This window comes from Microvirga sp. BF8 (genome assembly GCF_059888585.1).
In genome coordinates this window covers 4,452,337-4,468,254 of sequence record NZ_CM187619.1, presented here as the reverse complement: position 1 = coordinate 4,468,254, position 15,918 = coordinate 4,452,337, and the positions used below count along the sequence as shown (strand labels likewise).

General features: G+C 67.3%; 18 protein-coding genes. 12 read left to right on the top strand and 6 right to left on the bottom strand.

Annotated features, from left to right (window positions below; translation table 11 throughout):
• Positions 1 to 20 precede the first annotated feature (20 nt).
• The 4 genes from AC522E_RS21130 to AC522E_RS21115 all read left to right on the top strand — a co-directional run bounded on the left by AC522E_RS21130 (position 21) and on the right by AC522E_RS21115 (position 3,292).
• Positions 21 to 608 carry a histidine phosphatase family protein gene (locus tag AC522E_RS21130; RefSeq protein WP_500748187.1) on the top strand — a complete coding sequence of 196 codons (588 nt, stop codon included), beginning with the start codon at positions 21 to 23 and terminating at the stop codon, positions 606 to 608.
• A 150-nt stretch (positions 609 to 758) separates the two neighbouring features.
• Positions 759 to 1,772, top strand: coding sequence for a YeiH family protein (locus AC522E_RS21125; RefSeq protein WP_500748186.1), 1,014 nt, complete (start codon positions 759 to 761; stop codon positions 1,770 to 1,772).
• A 105-nt stretch (positions 1,773 to 1,877) separates the two neighbouring features.
• Positions 1,878 to 2,180, top strand: a complete 303-nt coding sequence (locus AC522E_RS21120) for a 4a-hydroxytetrahydrobiopterin dehydratase (protein WP_500748185.1) — start codon at positions 1,878 to 1,880, stop codon at positions 2,178 to 2,180.
• A 59-nt stretch (positions 2,181 to 2,239) separates the two neighbouring features.
• On the top strand, positions 2,240 to 3,292 hold the full coding sequence (locus AC522E_RS21115) for an Ldh family oxidoreductase (protein ID WP_500748184.1): 1,053 nt from the start codon (positions 2,240 to 2,242) through the stop codon (positions 3,290 to 3,292).
• Between the two features lie 9 nt (positions 3,293 to 3,301).
• Here AC522E_RS21115 and AC522E_RS21110 read toward each other — a convergent pair whose 3' ends face one another.
• Positions 3,302 to 4,087 carry an SDR family NAD(P)-dependent oxidoreductase gene (locus AC522E_RS21110; RefSeq protein WP_500748183.1) on the bottom strand — a complete coding sequence of 262 codons (786 nt, stop codon included), beginning with the start codon at positions 4,085 to 4,087 and terminating at the stop codon, positions 3,302 to 3,304.
• Between the two features lie 81 nt (positions 4,088 to 4,168).
• Here AC522E_RS21110 and AC522E_RS21105 point away from each other — a divergent pair, with 81 nt between their 5' ends.
• From AC522E_RS21105 to AC522E_RS21090, 4 genes are all read left to right on the top strand, one after another.
• Complete coding sequence (locus AC522E_RS21105; RefSeq protein WP_500748182.1) at positions 4,169 to 4,579, top strand: YkvA family protein; 411 nt, start codon at positions 4,169 to 4,171, stop codon at positions 4,577 to 4,579.
• A 64-nt stretch (positions 4,580 to 4,643) separates the two neighbouring features.
• Entirely contained in the window at positions 4,644 to 5,354 is a 711-nt protein-coding gene (locus tag AC522E_RS21100; protein ID WP_500748181.1) for an invasion associated locus B family protein, read from the top strand.
• A gap of 155 nt (positions 5,355 to 5,509) precedes the next feature.
• Positions 5,510 to 6,778, top strand: a complete 1,269-nt coding sequence (rlmN, locus tag AC522E_RS21095) for a dual-specificity RNA methyltransferase RlmN (protein WP_500750795.1) — start codon at positions 5,510 to 5,512, stop codon at positions 6,776 to 6,778.
• Positions 6,779 to 6,837: 59 nt separating this feature from the next.
• Positions 6,838 to 7,338: a hypothetical protein gene (locus AC522E_RS21090; RefSeq protein ID WP_500748180.1), complete on the top strand. Its 501-nt coding sequence runs from the start codon at positions 6,838 to 6,840 to the stop codon at positions 7,336 to 7,338.
• A 138-nt stretch (positions 7,339 to 7,476) separates the two neighbouring features.
• On the opposite strand, the gene AC522E_RS21085 is transcribed toward AC522E_RS21090, so the two are convergent.
• Positions 7,477 to 8,118, bottom strand: a complete 642-nt coding sequence (locus AC522E_RS21085; RefSeq protein WP_500748179.1) for a LysE family translocator — start codon at positions 8,116 to 8,118, stop codon at positions 7,477 to 7,479.
• 143 nt (positions 8,119 to 8,261) lie between these two features.
• Between AC522E_RS21085 and AC522E_RS21080 the strand changes: the two genes are divergently transcribed.
• The 3 genes from AC522E_RS21080 to AC522E_RS21070 are packed head-to-tail and all read left to right on the top strand — an operon-like array spanning position 8,262 to position 10,379.
• A complete protein-coding gene (locus AC522E_RS21080) occupies positions 8,262 to 8,864 on the top strand; it encodes a LemA family protein (RefSeq protein ID WP_500750794.1) in 603 nt (200 codons plus the stop codon).
• A gap of 18 nt (positions 8,865 to 8,882) precedes the next feature.
• Positions 8,883 to 9,770 (top strand): TPM domain-containing protein, encoded by an 888-nt coding sequence (locus tag AC522E_RS21075; RefSeq protein ID WP_500748178.1) that lies wholly within the window; start codon positions 8,883 to 8,885, stop codon positions 9,768 to 9,770.
• Positions 9,771 to 10,379 (top strand): TPM domain-containing protein, encoded by a 609-nt coding sequence (locus tag AC522E_RS21070; protein ID WP_500748177.1) that lies wholly within the window; start codon positions 9,771 to 9,773, stop codon positions 10,377 to 10,379.
• Between the two features lie 12 nt (positions 10,380 to 10,391).
• Here the strand turns inward: AC522E_RS21070 and AC522E_RS21065 are convergent, their stop codons facing one another.
• From AC522E_RS21065 to AC522E_RS21055, 3 genes are all read right to left on the bottom strand, one after another.
• Positions 10,392 to 11,144 carry a DUF1223 domain-containing protein gene (locus AC522E_RS21065; protein ID WP_500748176.1) on the bottom strand — a complete coding sequence of 251 codons (753 nt, stop codon included), beginning with the start codon at positions 11,142 to 11,144 and terminating at the stop codon, positions 10,392 to 10,394.
• 7 nt (positions 11,145 to 11,151) lie between these two features.
• Positions 11,152 to 12,123, bottom strand: coding sequence for a lipid A biosynthesis lauroyl acyltransferase (locus AC522E_RS21060; RefSeq protein WP_500748175.1), 972 nt, complete (start codon positions 12,121 to 12,123; stop codon positions 11,152 to 11,154).
• Positions 12,124 to 12,188: 65 nt separating this feature from the next.
• Positions 12,189 to 13,358: a glycosyltransferase gene (locus AC522E_RS21055; protein WP_500748174.1), complete on the bottom strand. Its 1,170-nt coding sequence runs from the start codon at positions 13,356 to 13,358 to the stop codon at positions 12,189 to 12,191.
• Positions 13,359 to 13,405: 47 nt separating this feature from the next.
• Between AC522E_RS21055 and AC522E_RS21050 the strand changes: the two genes are divergently transcribed.
• On the top strand, positions 13,406 to 14,590 hold the full coding sequence (locus AC522E_RS21050; RefSeq protein WP_500748173.1) for a glycosyltransferase family 4 protein: 1,185 nt from the start codon (positions 13,406 to 13,408) through the stop codon (positions 14,588 to 14,590).
• A 66-nt stretch (positions 14,591 to 14,656) separates the two neighbouring features.
• Here the strand turns inward: AC522E_RS21050 and AC522E_RS21045 are convergent, their stop codons facing one another.
• On the bottom strand, positions 14,657 to 15,679 hold the full coding sequence (locus tag AC522E_RS21045; RefSeq protein WP_500748172.1) for a zinc-binding dehydrogenase: 1,023 nt from the start codon (positions 15,677 to 15,679) through the stop codon (positions 14,657 to 14,659).
• Positions 15,680 to 15,918: the final 239 nt, after the last annotated feature.

The following is a 15,918-nucleotide window of genomic DNA, read 5'->3' as shown; positions in this document are numbered from 1 at the left end:
GGTCGGCTATGTCTCGGCCCATGCCATCGCTCATTTTCGTCACGCATCCCGAAGTGGTCATCGATCCGCAGGTTCCGGTTCCCGACTGGCCCCTGAACGAGGTCGGGCGCAGCCGCATGGAACGCTTCGCGGAGACTCTCGCGAACGGCGCGGTCACGGCTGTCTATGCCAGTGCCGAGAGAAAGGCCCGGGACGGGGCCGAAATCGCGGCGGAGAGGCTCGGCCTGCCCGTCGTCGTCGATCCGGATCTGGGCGAGAATGACCGCTCGGCGACCGGCTACATCGCGCCGCCAGAGTTCTGGGAGGTCGTGGCGGAGTTCTTCGGGCGGCCCCACGAGAGCATTCGCGGATGGGAACGGGCCGTGGACGCCCAGTCACGCATCGTGGAAGCGGTCCGGCGCGTCGCGGCGGACGAGACCTCCGGCGACATCGTCATCGTCTCCCATGGCGGCGTCGGCAGCCTGTTGACGGACCACCTCCAGAAGGTCGCCATCGGCCAGGGCAGCCGTCCGTCCCATTCCGGCGGCGGCTGCTACCTGGTGATCGACCGCAATTCCCTCGCCATCAGCTGCGACTGGCGCGTGATCGACGACGGTTTCATTCGCTAGGATACCCTATCGGTCAGGCGGACTCCGGGTCCGCACGATGGACTGACCGCAGACAGCCTCTTTGGATTGAGGCTTGCATCCGGCCGCTCTTGGGACTAGCGGCTTCGCAGCGGGCAACCTCAGGGCCGAGCGGACGACGAGCGGAAACGGATGAACGGCAAAACCATCGCGCGATTGGCGCCCGGAATCGTGCTGTGCACGGCGATTTCGCTCATCGCCTTCGGGCTCCAGGTCGCGGAGGAGCACTGGACCGGCCGCCCGTATCTGGAGGCGCTCGTCATCGCCATTCTTCTCGGCACGGCTGTCCGGACGGCGTGGACCCCCGGCAGCCGGTTTCTCCCCGGCATCGCCTTCAGCGGCAAGATGCTTCTGGAAATCGCCGTGATGCTGCTCGGTGCCTCGATCAGTTTCCAGGCGGTGGCGCAGGCCGGTTCGGGCCTCATCCTCGGCATCGCCGTGGTGGTGTTCGCGGCCATCGGCGCAAGCTTCGGGCTGTGCCGCCTCCTGCGCCTGCCGTGGCGGATGGGAGTTCTGGTTGCGTGCGGCAATTCCATCTGCGGAAATTCCGCCATCGCAGCGGTGGCCCCCGTGATCGACGCGAAGAGCGAGGATGTGGCCTCCTCCATCGCCTTCACGGCGATCCTCGGCGTGATCGTCGTCCTGTCCCTGCCCCTTCTCGTGCCGCTGCTCGACCTGTCCGAGACACAGTACGGCATCCTCGCCGGCCTGACGGTCTATGCGGTGCCGCAGGTTCTGGCCGCGACGATGCCGGTCGGGATGGTAAGCACCCAGCTCGGCACCCTCGTGAAGCTGGTGCGGGTGCTCATGCTCGGGCCCGTGGTCATCCTCCTCTCCGTTGTCGCGGGACGCACGGGATCCGGAACCGCAACCCTGTCTTTCAAGCGCCTCGTGCCGTGGTTCATCCTCGGCTTCCTGGCCCTCGCGGCCCTGCGCTCGGCCGGCGCCATTCCGGATGCCGTGCTGCGCGGCGTTCTTCCCTCGGCGACGGCGCTCACCATCATATCCATGGCGGCGCTGGGTCTCGGCGTCGACCTGCGCGTGCTCGGCCGCGTCGGCGGACGCGTGACGCTTGCGGTGAGCCTGTCGCTCGTCGTCCTCCTCGCCATCAGCCTCGCCCTGATCCGGGTGCTCGGCGTGGCGTGAGCCCGGCTGGAACGACGGGGTATTTGGGCCCGCCGGGACTTGAAACCCGGGGGACGTGCTTCATCAATACCGACAGACCCGCCCTCCCCGGATGAAGCCAAAGCCATGAAACCTCTGTCCGACATCGAACGCGCCGAACTCCTGCCCGCCCTCGACGGCTGGACCCTCGTCGAGGGACGGGACGCGATCCACAAGCACTTCGTCTTCGACGATTTTGCCGCCGCTTTCGCCTGGATGACCCGCACCGCCCTGGCGGCGGAGAAGATGAATCACCATCCCGAATGGTCCAACGTCTACAACAAGGTCGACGTGACCCTGGCGACTCACGATGCCCGGGGCCTTACCCGCCGCGACATCGAACTGGCGCAGCGCATGGACCTGTTCGCGTCCGGCCTTCTGAAGAACTGAGCGGCTTGCCATTCTGCCTGCGTCCTGGGAAAGCAGGGGCCGGACGACGGAGGCGAATCGTGCAGGATGCAGCGAACCATCGGAGCGAGGATCTGCGGTTTCCGGCAGCGATCCTTGAAAAGCGCACGTTCGCGGCCCTGCGCGATGCAGGGGCCGACGAGCCCTCAGCGGAGGCCGCCACGCGTGCCATGATGCATGCCTCGCGCCTGGGGGTCGACAGTCACGGAGTGAGGCTGACCGCGTTCTATGCCGATGCCCTGAGGAGCGGGCAGGTCAACGGCCGTCCAACATTCAGGATCCGGCGGACGGCGGCCGCCACGGCCATGCTCGATGCGGATCACGGCCTCGGCCACGCCGCCGCCTATGCCGGCATGGAAGAGGCGTGCCGCATGGCGAAAGACAGCGGCATCGGGGCCGTCGGCATCGCCCATTCGACCCATTACGGGGCGGCTGGCGCCTACGCGCTCGCCGGAGCCGAGAACGGCTTCGTCGCAATTTCGACCACGAATTCCGAAGCGATCGTGTCGCCGCATGGCGGCACGACCCGGTTTCACGGCACCAACCCCATCGCTGCCGCCGCGCCGGTGGCCGGTTCGCAGCCGTGGCTCCTCGACATGGCGACCTCCGCAATCCCTTTCAACCGCGTCCTGCTCTTCCGGTCGCTGCAGCGGGAACTGCCCGCCGACATCGCCGCGGATCTCACGGGCGAGCCGACCCGCGATCCCCATCGTGCCGAAATGCTGATGCCGCTCGGGGGCCGGGATTTCGGTTTCAAGGGAGCGGGCCTTGCCGGCCTCGTGACGATTCTGTCGGCCATCCTCACCGGCGCGACGCCCGACCATCTCGTTCCACCGATGAATCCCGAGGAGGGGGATCATAAGCTCCACGACATCGGCCATTTCTGCCTCGCCGTCGATCCGGAGCGCTTCGTCGGACGGCAGGCCTACGATACCCTGATGGCGCAGTACCTGGCCGGCCTGCGGCGCTCGCCCGGAAAGGACGGAGCGCCGACCCTCGCGCCCGGCGATCGTGAGTGGAAGGTCATGGAGCAACGCGAGCGGAACGGAATCCCCCTCGATCCCGACACCGCCCGGTTTTTCGCCCTCGTCTGACGCGGCGCCCTATTTCGGCTGCATGCGCAAAGCCCCGTCGAGGCGGATGGCTTCGCCGTTGAGCATGTCGTTCTCGAGGATGCAGCGAACGAGCGTCGCGTATTCCTCGGGCCGGCCGAGACGGGAGGGGAACGGCACGTTGGCCTCCAGCGCCTTGCGGTAATCCTCGGCGATGCCCTCGAAGAGCGGGGTATGGAACAGCCCCGGCATGATCGTCATCACGCGGATGCCGAAGCCAGAAAGGTCCCGCGCCACGGGCAGCGTGAGGCCGAGAACGCCGCCTTTCGATGCGGAATAGGCCGCCTGGCCGATCTGACCGTCCTGCGCTGCGACCGAGGCGGTGTTGACGATGACGCCGCGCCCGCCGTCCTCGGTCACGGGATCGAGCCCGGCCATGGCGGCGGCGCATTTGGCGATCATGGCATAGGTGCCGATGAGGTTGATCTCGATGGCGCGGCGAAAGCTCGCAACGTCATGCGGGATGAGCTCGCCCGTCTCGCGCTTCTTCGTCACGGTGCGCTTGCCCGGCGCGATGCCGGCGCAATTGACGAGGATGCGTTCGACGCCGTTCGCGGCGCGTGCCTTGGCCAGAGCCGAATCGATGGAAGCCTCGTCGGTCACGTCCGCCTCGCAGAACAGGCCGCCGATCTCCTTTGCGTGCCGTTCGCCGCGCTCGACATCCCGGTCGAAGATCGCCACTTTGACTCCCTCGGCCGCCAGCATCCGGGCCGTGGCGCCCCCGAGGCCCGAGGCGCCCCCCGTGACGACGGCTGCCATCATTTTGTCGAGCTTCATGCGTTTTCTCCTGTGTCGCGGCATCGTCATAAGCCAAGATTCGCGCGGTTGAAACGAGAGGCACCGAAGGAGCGTAGAGGTATGAGCGAGTTCACACGGCCATTCACCAAGGCCGAGATGGACGCGATCCGCCGGGAGACCGGCGGCGATGCCGGAACGGCCCGGAAATTCTGGGCCAAGCTGCGCCGCGTGGGCGGAAAGATCCCCTTCGCCGAGGATCTCGTGGCCGCGTTCTATTGCGCCACCGATCCTGCCACGCCAAAGCGGGTCAAGCTGATTCTCATGGCGGCCATCGCCTATTTCGTGCTGCCGACCGACGCCGTTTCCGACTTCCTGCCCCTGATCGGCTTCGCCGACGACGCAGCCGTGCTGGCTGCGGCGATCACCCAGGTGGCGGGCTCGATCACCGATGCGCACCGGGCGAAGGCGCGGGAGGCCCTCGAGATTTCGACGGCGGACAGTCAGCCGCCGCGTTTCGACGCATCGCTTTAGGACGGCATCGACCTTAACGGGGATGGTGAAAAGTTCTTAACCATCTCGCCCTAAAGTTCACCTCATGATTCTCGCATCTCTTCAGCGCGGCCTGGCCGCGGGCGTCATATCCGCCGTTTTCGCCATCGGAATCGGGCCCGGAGCCCTGGCTCAGCCCAATTCCAGCAAGAAACCGGCTCCTGCCGCGCAGGCCAAGCCTGCGGCGAAGCCGGCTGCCAAGCCTGCCGCAAAGGCCCCTGCCAAGACCCCGGCGGGCAAGCCCGCAGCTGCGGCGGCGGCAGCGGGCGCCGGCGCGGCGGCTGCCAAGGGCAGCCAGGCCGCTACGGGACCGGGCGGAGCCACCCTGCTTGCCTCTTACGGCGACTGGGGCGTCTACACCGCCAAGGCGGGCCGCTCGGAGATCTGCTACGCACTCAGCCAGCCGAAGGATCGCCAGCCGAAGAACCTCAACCGCGATCCCGCCTATCTCTTCGTCTCGTTCCGTCCCGCCGAGAACGTGAAGAACGAGGTGGCGGTGGTCCTTGGCTTTGCGGCCAAGGAGAATGGACCGGCGGAGGCGCTGATCGGGAAGGCGTCCTATGCACTTCTCACCAAGGATACCAATGCCTGGCTGAAGAACCCGGCCGAGGAGGGCCAGGCCATCGGTACCATGGGCAAGTCGGGAAGTGTGATCGTGAAGGCGCAATCGGCCCGCGGCAACCAGTTGACCGACCGGTATTCCCTGACCGGCTTCGGCCAGGCTCTCGAGCGCGCCCGCAAGGAATGCGCCCAGTAGGAGACGGTTTTTGGAGCCCGGACACGAAATCGTCAGGCCCCCTCACGTTTCCGACGCAATCGTGTTATAAGCGGCCCTCGTCCCCACAACCGAAGGCGTGATTTCCCATGGCGACGGCGCTCGACATCGCCAAGCATAACCCCAACGCGGCCCCCATGCCCGTGAGCGATGCCGCGCGCGCTGCCGGCAAGGAGGCCCTTTCCATCGAGAAGAAGGCCGAGTTCACGGTCGAGGCCGCCGGCCAGTCCTCCCTCGTGGGCCTCACTCGCGACGAGTTGAAGGACAAGCTGGCGCAGATCGGCGTGCCCGAGCGCGAGCACAAGATGCGCGTCGCCCAGCTCTGGCACTGGATCTATTTCCGTGGCGCCAGGGATTTCGACGAGATGACCAATGTGGGCAAGGGCCTGCGGGCGGCGCTGAAAGGCGCCTATTCGCTGGAACGCCCGCAGGTGGTCTCCGAGCAGGTGTCGAAGGACGGCACCCGCAAATGGCTCATCCGCATGCCTTCGACCGGCCCCTTCGACAAGGGTGCCGAGATCGAGTGCGTCTACATTCCCGAGACCGACCGCGGCACCCTCTGCGTGTCGAGCCAGGTCGGCTGCACCCTGACCTGCTCGTTCTGCCACACGGGCACCCAGCGCCTCGTGCGCAACCTGACGTCCGCGGAGATCGTCGCCCAGCTCATCGTCGCCCGCGACTGCATCGGCGACTGGCCGGACGGGACTCCGCCGGAAGGCGCTTTCGTGCCGACCGACGGCGGGCGCTTCGTGTCGAATATCGTTTTCATGGGCATGGGCGAGCCGCTCTACAACACCGACAACGTGATCGCGGCCATCGGCGTCCTGTCGGACAACGAGGGTCTCGGTCTCTCCCGCCGCCGCATCACGGTGTCCACCTCCGGCGTCGTGCCGCAGATGGGGCGCCTCGGCGCGGAGGCGAACACCATGCTTGCCATCTCGCTCCATGCGGTGCGCGACGACCTGCGCGACGTGCTGGTGCCGATCAACCGCAAATACGACATCGAGCAGCTTCTCGATGCCTGCCGCGCCTATCCCGGCCTCTCGAATGCGCGCCGCATCACCTTCGAATATGTGATGCTGAAAGGCGTGAACGATTCCGACGCGGATGCCCGCGAACTGGTACGTCTGCTCAAGGGCATTCCGGCGAAGATCAATTTGATCCCGTTCAATCCATGGCCCGGCTCGAAATACGAGTGCTCGGACTGGGAGCGGATCGAGCGCTTCTCCGAGATCGTCTACCGCGCCGGCTACGCCTCGCCGGTGCGCACCCCTCGCGGCCGCGACATCCTCGCCGCCTGCGGACAGCTCAAGAGCGAGACGGAAAAACTGCGCGCCCGCGCCCGCATGATGGCCGAACAGGGCATCGGGGCCGAAGGCGTCTACGCGCTGGGAGACGGGGAGTAGGATCCTGGCAGGCCTGTCCGCCATGGACTTTCCGTAGATCCCACCCGACATAGGCGATCATGCTCCGCTGGCTCCTGCTCATCCCCCTCGCCCTGCTCATCGCCATCGGCGCGAGCAGCCTCTTCCTGTTCATGGCGGCACTCGTGGACCCGGTCATGGGGAGCCTCACCGGCGATACGCTGCTCGTCGGCTTCTGGGTCTTCGTGGACGAGGTCTTCTCAGCCGACGATCCCGGTCCGATGATCGCCGAGACCGCCCTCGCCGTCGGGCGCGTCGCCTTCGTGCTCCTCGTCTTCCCGCCGCTTCTCGTCGCGGTGGTGAGCGAGGTCGTCCGCGCCCGGAGCGTCGTCTGGTACATGGCCGCCATGGGCGCGCTGACGGCGGCGACGCCGTGGATCCTGCGCGGCAGCGCCCGGGTCGCAACGCCGGCGGAACTGCATGTAAGCGCCGTGCTCGGCCTCACCGGCGCGGTGGCCGGGCTGATCTATTGGGCGATCGCGGGTCGCGACGCGGGTGGCGCGGCGAGCCATCCGCCACTCCCTCGCGAGACAGCGTCCTGACCGTCCCTTGCTCCGGCGAACGGCTCACCGGTCTTTCCGGGACCGCCATGCGGTGCCCGACCGCTGGCGCTTACGGGTTTTCCCGCTTCGCATGGCCCTTCGGGGCGGTTTCGCCCGCGGCGCCACAGGGCGCAAGCCTCACCGTGCCGACGCCGTCAGGATCTTGACCGCGAAGGCCCCGAAAAGACCGGCGAAGGAATAGTCGATGCCGCGCATCAGCTTCGGACGACCGCGCAGCAGCGCCAGGATCCTGTCGGCGCCCATGATCATCGCCGCGGCCATCGGAGCCGTCAGGGCGACGAAGTACAGGCCCAGGAACAGCAGCTTCTCCGACGCATGCGGGTCGCTGGCCTGGACGAATTGCGGCAGGAAGGTCACAAAGAAGAGCACGACCTTGGGATTCGTGAGGTTGATCCCGATGCCGACGAGAAAGGTCTTCCAGAACGAGACCTCGGCCTTTGCCTCGTCCCTCACATGCAGGGCCGAGCCATGGCGGACCGCGTCGAAGGCCAGCCACAGCAGGTAGAGCGCCCCGACGATCTTGAGCACGGTGAAGGCGGTGACCGAGGCAGCCAGGAGAGCCGACAAGCCGAGCGCCGCGAGCAGGGTGTGGAAGCAGCTTCCGGTCATGGCGCCGAGCATGGCGGCCATGCCCGCCTTGCGGCCACCGGCCATGGTCTTCGCCAGGAACAGGCTCATGTCCGGCCCCGGCGTGATGAACAGCACCGTGCAGGCAAGCGAATAGGTGAGCAGCGTGCTCAGGTCGGGCAGAAAGGTCATCGGATCGCTTCGGTTCGGAAATTGCGGGGGATTATGCCGCAAACCCGCCCTGCGGGCCATAGGGAAGCCGCTTGTTGAACGGGCCTCCTTGCTCCATTTGTGAAGCCGTTGGAAGCGTGACTGATTCGAAAGTGACACAGATGATGGGTTTGCTGTTGTCGGCGCGAATGCGCGCTGCCTTGGCCGTGATGGCAATGGCCTTCGGGCTGTCCGCCTGCGGCATCAACAATGTGCCGACCCTCGAGGAGCAGGCCAAGTCCGCCTGGAGCGAGGTCCAGAACCAGTATCAGCGCCGTGCGGACCTGATTCCCAACCTGGTCGAGACGGTCAAAGGCTTCGCCAATCAGGAGCGCGAGGTCCTCACCCAGGTCACGGAAGCCCGCGCCAGGGCCGCCCAGGTCAAGGTCGATGCCTCGACGGTGACGGACCCGGAGAAGTTCCGCCAGTTCCAGGAGGCGCAGAACCAGCTTTCCGGCGCTCTCGGGCGTCTTCTCGTGACCGTCGAGCGCTATCCCGAACTCAAGTCCAACGCCAATTTCCTGGCCCTGCAATCCCAGCTCGAGGGCACGGAAAACCGGATCGCGGTGGCGCGGCGGGACTATATCGAGGCGGTGAGGGCCTTCAACACCGAGCTGCGGACCATCCCGGGCCGCTGGATCGCGGCCGTTCTCTATCCGGATGCCAAGCCGATGGAGACCTTCACCGCCACGCCGAACTCCGACCGCCCGCCCACGGTGAAGTTCTAGCATCCATGACGGAAATTCATGGCGGACAAGCGCGATAGCCTACCCCTCCCTATGGGAGAGGCCGGCCTGCAGGTGCGGGTGAGGGGTCATGCCCTTTCGGGGAAACTCTCTCTCCTCACGCTTGCCCTCCCGTCCTGGGAGAGCGTCTGCGCGGCGCTCGTCATCTGTGTTGCGCTTCTTCTCGGAGCGCCCGCGCTCGCCCAATCCTTCCCGCCCCTGACCGGCCGCGTCGTCGACGCGGCGAACCTTCTAAAGCCGAACGAGAAGGCCGCCCTCGAGGCCAAGCTCAAGGCCCATGAGGACAAGACTTCGGACCAGGTGGTAGTGGCCACCGTTCCCTCCCTCGAGGGATACGCGGTGGAGGATTACGCCAACCGCCTCTTCCGCCAGTGGAACCTGGGCCAGAAGGACAAGAACAACGGTGCCCTGCTGCTCGTCGCGCCGAAGGAGCGCAAGGTGCGCATCGAGGTCGGCTACGGGCTGGAGGGCGCGCTCACCGACGCCCTGTCGAAGGTCATCATCACCACCGCCATCGCGCCGCAGTTTCAGAAGGGCAACTTCGGCGGCGGAATCGGTGCCGGAATCGACGCCATGCTGTCGATCCTCACCGGCGACGCAGAGGAATGGCAGCGCCGCGCGCAGGTGCGCGAGGACGACAGCGGATCCATCGACCCGTTCCTGGCGCTCTTCGTCATGGTCATCCTCTTCATCGTCGTCTCCAGCATCATCCGGGACGCACGGGGGCGCCCCCTGCGCCGCAGCGGTCGGAGCGGGCCCTGGATCATTCCCACCGGTGGAGGTTGGTCCGGCGGCTCCGGAGGCGGATGGTCCGGAGGTTCGGGCGGTGGAGGATTCTCCGGCGGAGGCGGCTCTTCCGGGGGCGGCGGCGCGTCAGGGAGCTGGTAGATGATTTCGCCCGAAGACCATGCGCGCCTCGTCAACGCCGTCCGCGAAGTCGAGGATCTCACGACGGGGGAGATCGTGGTCGTGATCGCCGAACAGGCGAGCAGCTACCGCTCGATCCCCGTGCTCTGGGCCCTCCTCGCGGCCCTGGTCACGCCCTGGCCGCTGATCTGGATCACCACCCTCGGCCCGTCGCGGATCTTTCTGATCCAGCTTCTCGTCGCGGTTGTCCTGAGCCTGTTCCTGTCCTGGCCGTCACGTCGCCATGCCCTGGTGCCGCGCTTCATCAAGCGGGCGCGGGCGCGCGAAGGGGCACGGCGCGAATTCCTGAGCCGCGGCCTGACGCGCACCCAGGAGCGAACCGGTGTCCTGATCTACATTGCCCTGGCCGAGCATTATGCGGAGATCCTCGCCGATACGGGCATTGCGGACCGGACGGCGCCGGACGTCTGGAGCGACATCATCGCCAGGCTGGTCGAGGAGATCCGGCAGGGCCGCATCACGGATGGGCTCATCGCCGCCATCCGCAGCACCGGCGCCATTCTCGCCGAGCATGCCCCACCGCGCTTCGACGACATCGACGAACTGCCGAACAAGGTCATCCTGCTCTGACGGAAGCACCCGTCAGAGCCCGCCGCCCTTCGCGGCGCCGAGGATCGGACCGGGCTTCGCGCCCTCGCCGGATTGCAGAAGCACCACATAGCCATCGGCGTCGCCCCGGGCCGAGGCGACGGGAAGCCGGAATCGGGCCGACCCTCCCTGCCATTCGCCCACATGGGTCATGCCGCGCACCACATTGGCATAGGTGACCGTCTTGCCGCGGTTCTCGCCGCGGCCGATGGGCACCGTCTGCTCCCGGATGACGGGAAGGACCCAGACATCCCCGTGCTTCTGCCGGGTGTGCGGGGTCTCTTCCACGGTGATCGTGACGATCCCGTCCTTCTCGGCGATCCCGACTTCCACGGGCAGGGCCGTTCGCCCCTCGGCGGTGGCCTGGATCGATTTCTCAATCTTCGCCCGATCGGAGCCGATGCAGGGTTTCATGCCGTTGACGATGATCTGCGGCGTATAGACCTGCCGGTCGCTGCGGGATTCCGCATAGGCCTTCTGCCGCGCCGTGAAGAGGGGCTGCGCCAGCGTGTCCTTCCAGCCGAGATAATCCCAGTAATCCACGGGGAACGACAGAGCGACGATATCGGGCTGGCGCGCCAGCCCGGCGAGGAGCGCATCCGCGGGCGGACAGGAGGAGCAGCCCTGGCTGGTGAAGAGTTCGACGACGGCGCGCGGCGGATCGGCGAGGACGGGCTGAATCGGGGCGGCGAGCCCCAGAATCACGAGGGTCGCCTTCGCACGGAACGATTTCAGACATGGGACCATGATGGCCTCATGGAACACGAATCTCCCCACGAGGGGAACTCACGTTAGCTTGAGCACCCACAGGGACGCGCCAGCGGCGGTGCATCCAAAGCCATTGCTCGGGATGTTCCCGCACCCAGCCCTCGACGACCGAGGTCATGGCCTGCATGGCGCCCTGGACGTTGACCTGGCCGTCCGGATCCCGGGGCAGGTCGAGGGCCGGCGTAAGCTGGAGCCGGAAGCGATGATTGGGAAGACGAACCACCCGCACCCCGTGGACCGGGCAGTCGAAACGGCGGGCGAACTTGCCGAGGATCGGGTTCACGAGAGCGGGCCGGCCAAGGAAATTCACGATCACGCCGCGGGTGAAATGCTGATCGATGAGCATGCCGAGATGGCCGCCCTTCTCCAGGGCGCCCTGCATGGCGAAGGCCGCGCCCTGGCGCGCCGCCTCGAGTCCGCCCATCGTCTCGGAGCGGATCTCGTGCAGGACCCGGGCGATGGCCGGATCGTTGGGGGCGCGGAACACCGCCGTCGCGTCCAGCCCGAACCGGGCGGCGCAGATCGCCGGCAATTCCCAATTGGCGAGATGGGCGGAGAAGATGATGCCGGGCCTGCCGTCGTCCCGGAGGCTGAGGAAATGCTCGATCCCGTCCACCTCCGTGCGGCCGGACTCGGTCCGGTCGGGATCGAAGTCGAACAGGGTGCCGAGATGGGGATACTCGCCCCCCGTGCGCCCGAGATTGTCCCAGGCCGCCCGGGCCAGCGCCCGCACCTCCCGCTCCGGCTTTCCCGGAAAGACCGCCCGGATATTGGCGAGCGCGGTCTTGTGGGCTGGGAGCAGAGGCCCGATGCTGCGCGCCAAGGCCGCCCCCACGGCGCCGGAGCGCTCGGGGCCGAGGACCCGCGACAGGGCGAAGACGCCCCTGACCAAGCCGACCATGACCGTTTCGGTCAGGCGCGAGACCAGGCTGCGGGGGCGTTGGGAACGATGAACCACGGAGTCTCCTCAAATGCCGTCATGGGAAAAGGGCGACCGCGTCTTTCCGCGCCTGCCGGGCTTCGTCAAGACCTGACGGCGCGCGGTAATTGGTCGTAGAGGCCGATCAGGGTCTCCCGCTCCCGGTCCCAGCTCAGCTCGGCCGCGGCCACGAGGGCCCGCCTTTTCATGCGGTCGAGGGTGGTGCGGTCGAGCCCGTTGACGGTTTTCGTGATGGCCGCCGGATCGTCTGCGGCGAGGGTCCCGCATTCGAAGCGGGTCAGGATGTCCGCCATGTCCGGCAGTGGCGAGGTCACGACCGCAAGGCCTGCCGCGAGGTATTCGAAGAGCTTGTTGGGCAGGGCGAAACGGTTGTGCCGGCTCGAATCCGGAAGGATGCACAGGCCCAGATCCGCTTCCGATGCCCGGGACACCACCTCCTGCGGCGCGACGGCGGGCTCGAACCGGATCCTCGCGGCGACGCCCCTCGCCTCCGCCCTGGCCCTGAGGGCTGCCAGGTAGGCCGGTGCCGCCGGTCCGCGCAGCGTCAGGCGAAACTCCTCGCGCCAATCGGGCAGGGAATCGATGATGGCCTCGAGGCCGCGGTTGCTGCGCAGGAGGCCGTGGAACAGCACCTCGACGGTCGCGCCCACGGGGCGGAACGGCGCCAGGGTCGCGTCGGGCACGTTGCGGATCACGGAAGGCCGGGCCAGGCCCGGATAGGCCTCTGCCAGAGCCTCGGCAATGCCAGGGCTGACGGTGATGACCGCATCCGCGGCGCGGATGCCGCGGCCCTCGATGGTCCGGACATGGGACAGGGCCGCGAGCCGCCATTTCAGGCTGTGCTCGTATTCCGCGATCGCCATCTCGTGACTGTCATAGACGATGCGGGCGCCGAAACGGGCCTTCGCGTCGAGGGCGAGCGGCAGGGTGGTCCAATCGTTGGCATGGACCGCCTCCGGCCGGAAGCCGCGCAGGATCGCGCGGGCGCGGCGGCGTCCCTCGTGGAGCCAGTAGAAGAAATGCGACGAGGCCGGCAGCAGGTTGGCGGGCGCCTGCCGCAGCAGGATCCCTGCGCGGATGACGAAGGGCGGGGGCAGGTCGGGCAGAAGGGCGACGCGGTAGGGCACGTTCTGCGGCGCCGGCCCATAGCCGACGAGCAGCACCTCGTGGCCGGCCCGATGCAGGGTCTCGGCGGTCCGCAGCACGCGTGAATCGTTGGCGAGGGAGTGGAAGTCGAGGACGGCGATGCGCATGAGCGATGAAAATCCCTGAACCGCGCCGATAGACCGCACGGGCAAGGATGTCCAGTAATCCCGGCGACACACTCGACGTTGCGGCGGCGGCTTTGTACAAGGCCGCTGACCCCGAACCGGCGAGCCCCGACCTGACCTCCACCGCCTCCCCCCGCATCCTTTACATCTGCTGTGAGCGCATCGTCCCCGGCAGCGCCGCGGCGACCCATGTGCTCGAGATCTGCGACGGGCTGAGGGAGCGCCACTATCCCGTGACCCTGGTGGCGGAGCACGGTGCCTCGCGCGGCGGCCTCCTGGGGCAACTGGGCCGCTACGTCCGCATCACCCTGTCAGCGCTCGCGAAACTGCCCCGGACCGATCTGATCTATTTCCGCTCGCACTTTGCCGCCTTCCCCATCGCGCTGGCGGCGAAGCTCCTCGGCAGGCCGACGATCCAGGAGATCAACGGGGTCTATGCGGAGGCATTCGTCACCCATCCGCGCTTCAGGCGCCTGAGGGGCATTCTCTCCGCCCTCCAGCGCCTGCAATACCGGTGGGCGAGCGCGCTCATCGGCGTGACGCCCGAGCTCGTGACCTGGGGTTCGGCGGAAGCAGGCCATGCCCGCGCCTTCCACGTGGGCAACGGGGCCAATACCAAGGTCTTCAGCCCGGGCGGCCCGCGCGCCGAGCGGGAGCGCCCCTACGCGCTCTTCTTCGGCGGCATGACCCGCTGGCACGGGGTGGAGGTGATGCTGCAGGCTGCCCGCTCCCCCGCCTGGCCCGAGGGCGTCGATCTGCTCATGGCCGGCCCCATCGTCGACGAAAGCCTGCGGGAGGCCCTTGAAGGAGCCTCGGGCCCCGTCACCTGGCTGGACCGAGTGCCGCAGCGGGATCTGCCGGCCCTGATCCGCGGCGCGGTGGCGGCCCTGGTGCCGAGCGTCGATCCGAGCGGCATTACCGCTCACGGCATCACGCCCTTGAAACTCTTCGAGATGCTGGCCTGCGGCCGGCCCGTCGTCGTCAGCGACTTCAAGGGCATGGCGGATATCGTCCGTGGCGGAGGCTGCGGCCTCGTCATTCCCTCTGGTAACCCGGAGGCCCTCGCCCGCGCCGTGGCCCGTCTCGCCGGAAACCCGGCCGAGGCTCGGGCCATGGGCGAGGCCGGCGCCCGGCTGATCGCCGCCGAGCATTCCTGGGACGTCAGGGCCGCCGAGACGGCGGAGGTGATCGAGCGCGTTCTCCACGGGGCGTAGCGGTTCACCCACTGCCACCGTTGTCCTTCCGGCGCGGCCCGCGGATGGGCCCGAAGAACACAGTTCTCAGAACGTCACGACCACCTTGCCGAACACCTTGCGGCTTTCCAGGCGCTCGAGGCCCTTCTGGAAGTCGTCGAGCGGAAACACCGAATCGATCACCGGGGTCATGCCGCCGGCCATCTTGGCGAGCGATTCGCGGATATTGCGCATCGTGCAGCCGAAGGAGCCGAAGATCCGGTATTGCTGCTGGAACAGCTGCATCAGGTTCATGGTGGTCGAGACGCCGCTCGTCGAGCCGCAGGTGACCAGGCGGCCGCCGCGTTTGAGGCAGAGCAGGGATCCGTTCCAGGTATCCGCGCCCACATGCTCGAACACCACGTCGACGCCTTTCCGCTTGGTCAGGCGGCGCACCTCGCCCTCGAAGCGCTCGGTGCGGTAGTTGATGACATGATCGGCGCCGAGAGCCTTTGCCTTCGCGCCCTTCTCGTCGTCGCCCACGGTGGTGTAGACCGTGCAGCCGATGGCCTTCGCCATCTTGATCGCCGCCGTGCCGATGCCCGAGCCGCCGGCATGAACGAGGATGGATTCTCCCGGCTCCAGCTTGGCGTTGTCGAACAGCATGTGCTGGACGGTGCCGAAGCCGATCGGCGCACAGGCAGCGTCTTCGAAGGACACGCCCTGCGGCACCGGGATGACCAGCCGCTCCGGGCGGTTGACCAGTTCGCGGGCGAAGCCGTCGATGTGGAAGCCCATGATGCCCGCGACGTTCTCGCAGAGATTGTCACGGCCCTCCCGGCAGGCCTTGCAATGGCCACAGGTCTCGGCCCCGTACATGGTGACCGGATCGCCGGCCTTGAACCGGGTTACGCCCTCGCCGACCGCCGCGATCTCGCCCGAAGCCTCCACGCCGACGACCTGGGGCATCTTGCGCTTGGCGAAGGCCATGCCGCGGAAGCCCCAGACATCGAGGTAGTTCAGTGCCAGCGCCTTCACGCGCACCTGGACTTCGCCCGGCCCGGGAGGCGGGGGAGCATCCATCTCGGTGATGCGGAGATCGCGGTCGCCGAAGAGCTGAAGGGCACGCATGAGACCATCCTGTTCGGTGTCATCCGAAGCTTTTGTTCCGGGGATCCACGTCCTCGAACCGGGCGTCCCGGAATGGCGTGGATAGCCGGATGAGGTCCGGCAATGACGGGGAGAAACCTGAACCGGCGGCTTAAAGCCCGGATGGCGGAATGACAAGCCTGAGTCTTTTCCCGCAACACGGGTCCTGGGGGTCCCGGTGCGCAGAGCGTTCCGCTCTCGACTTTCGGCCCAAATCGGCG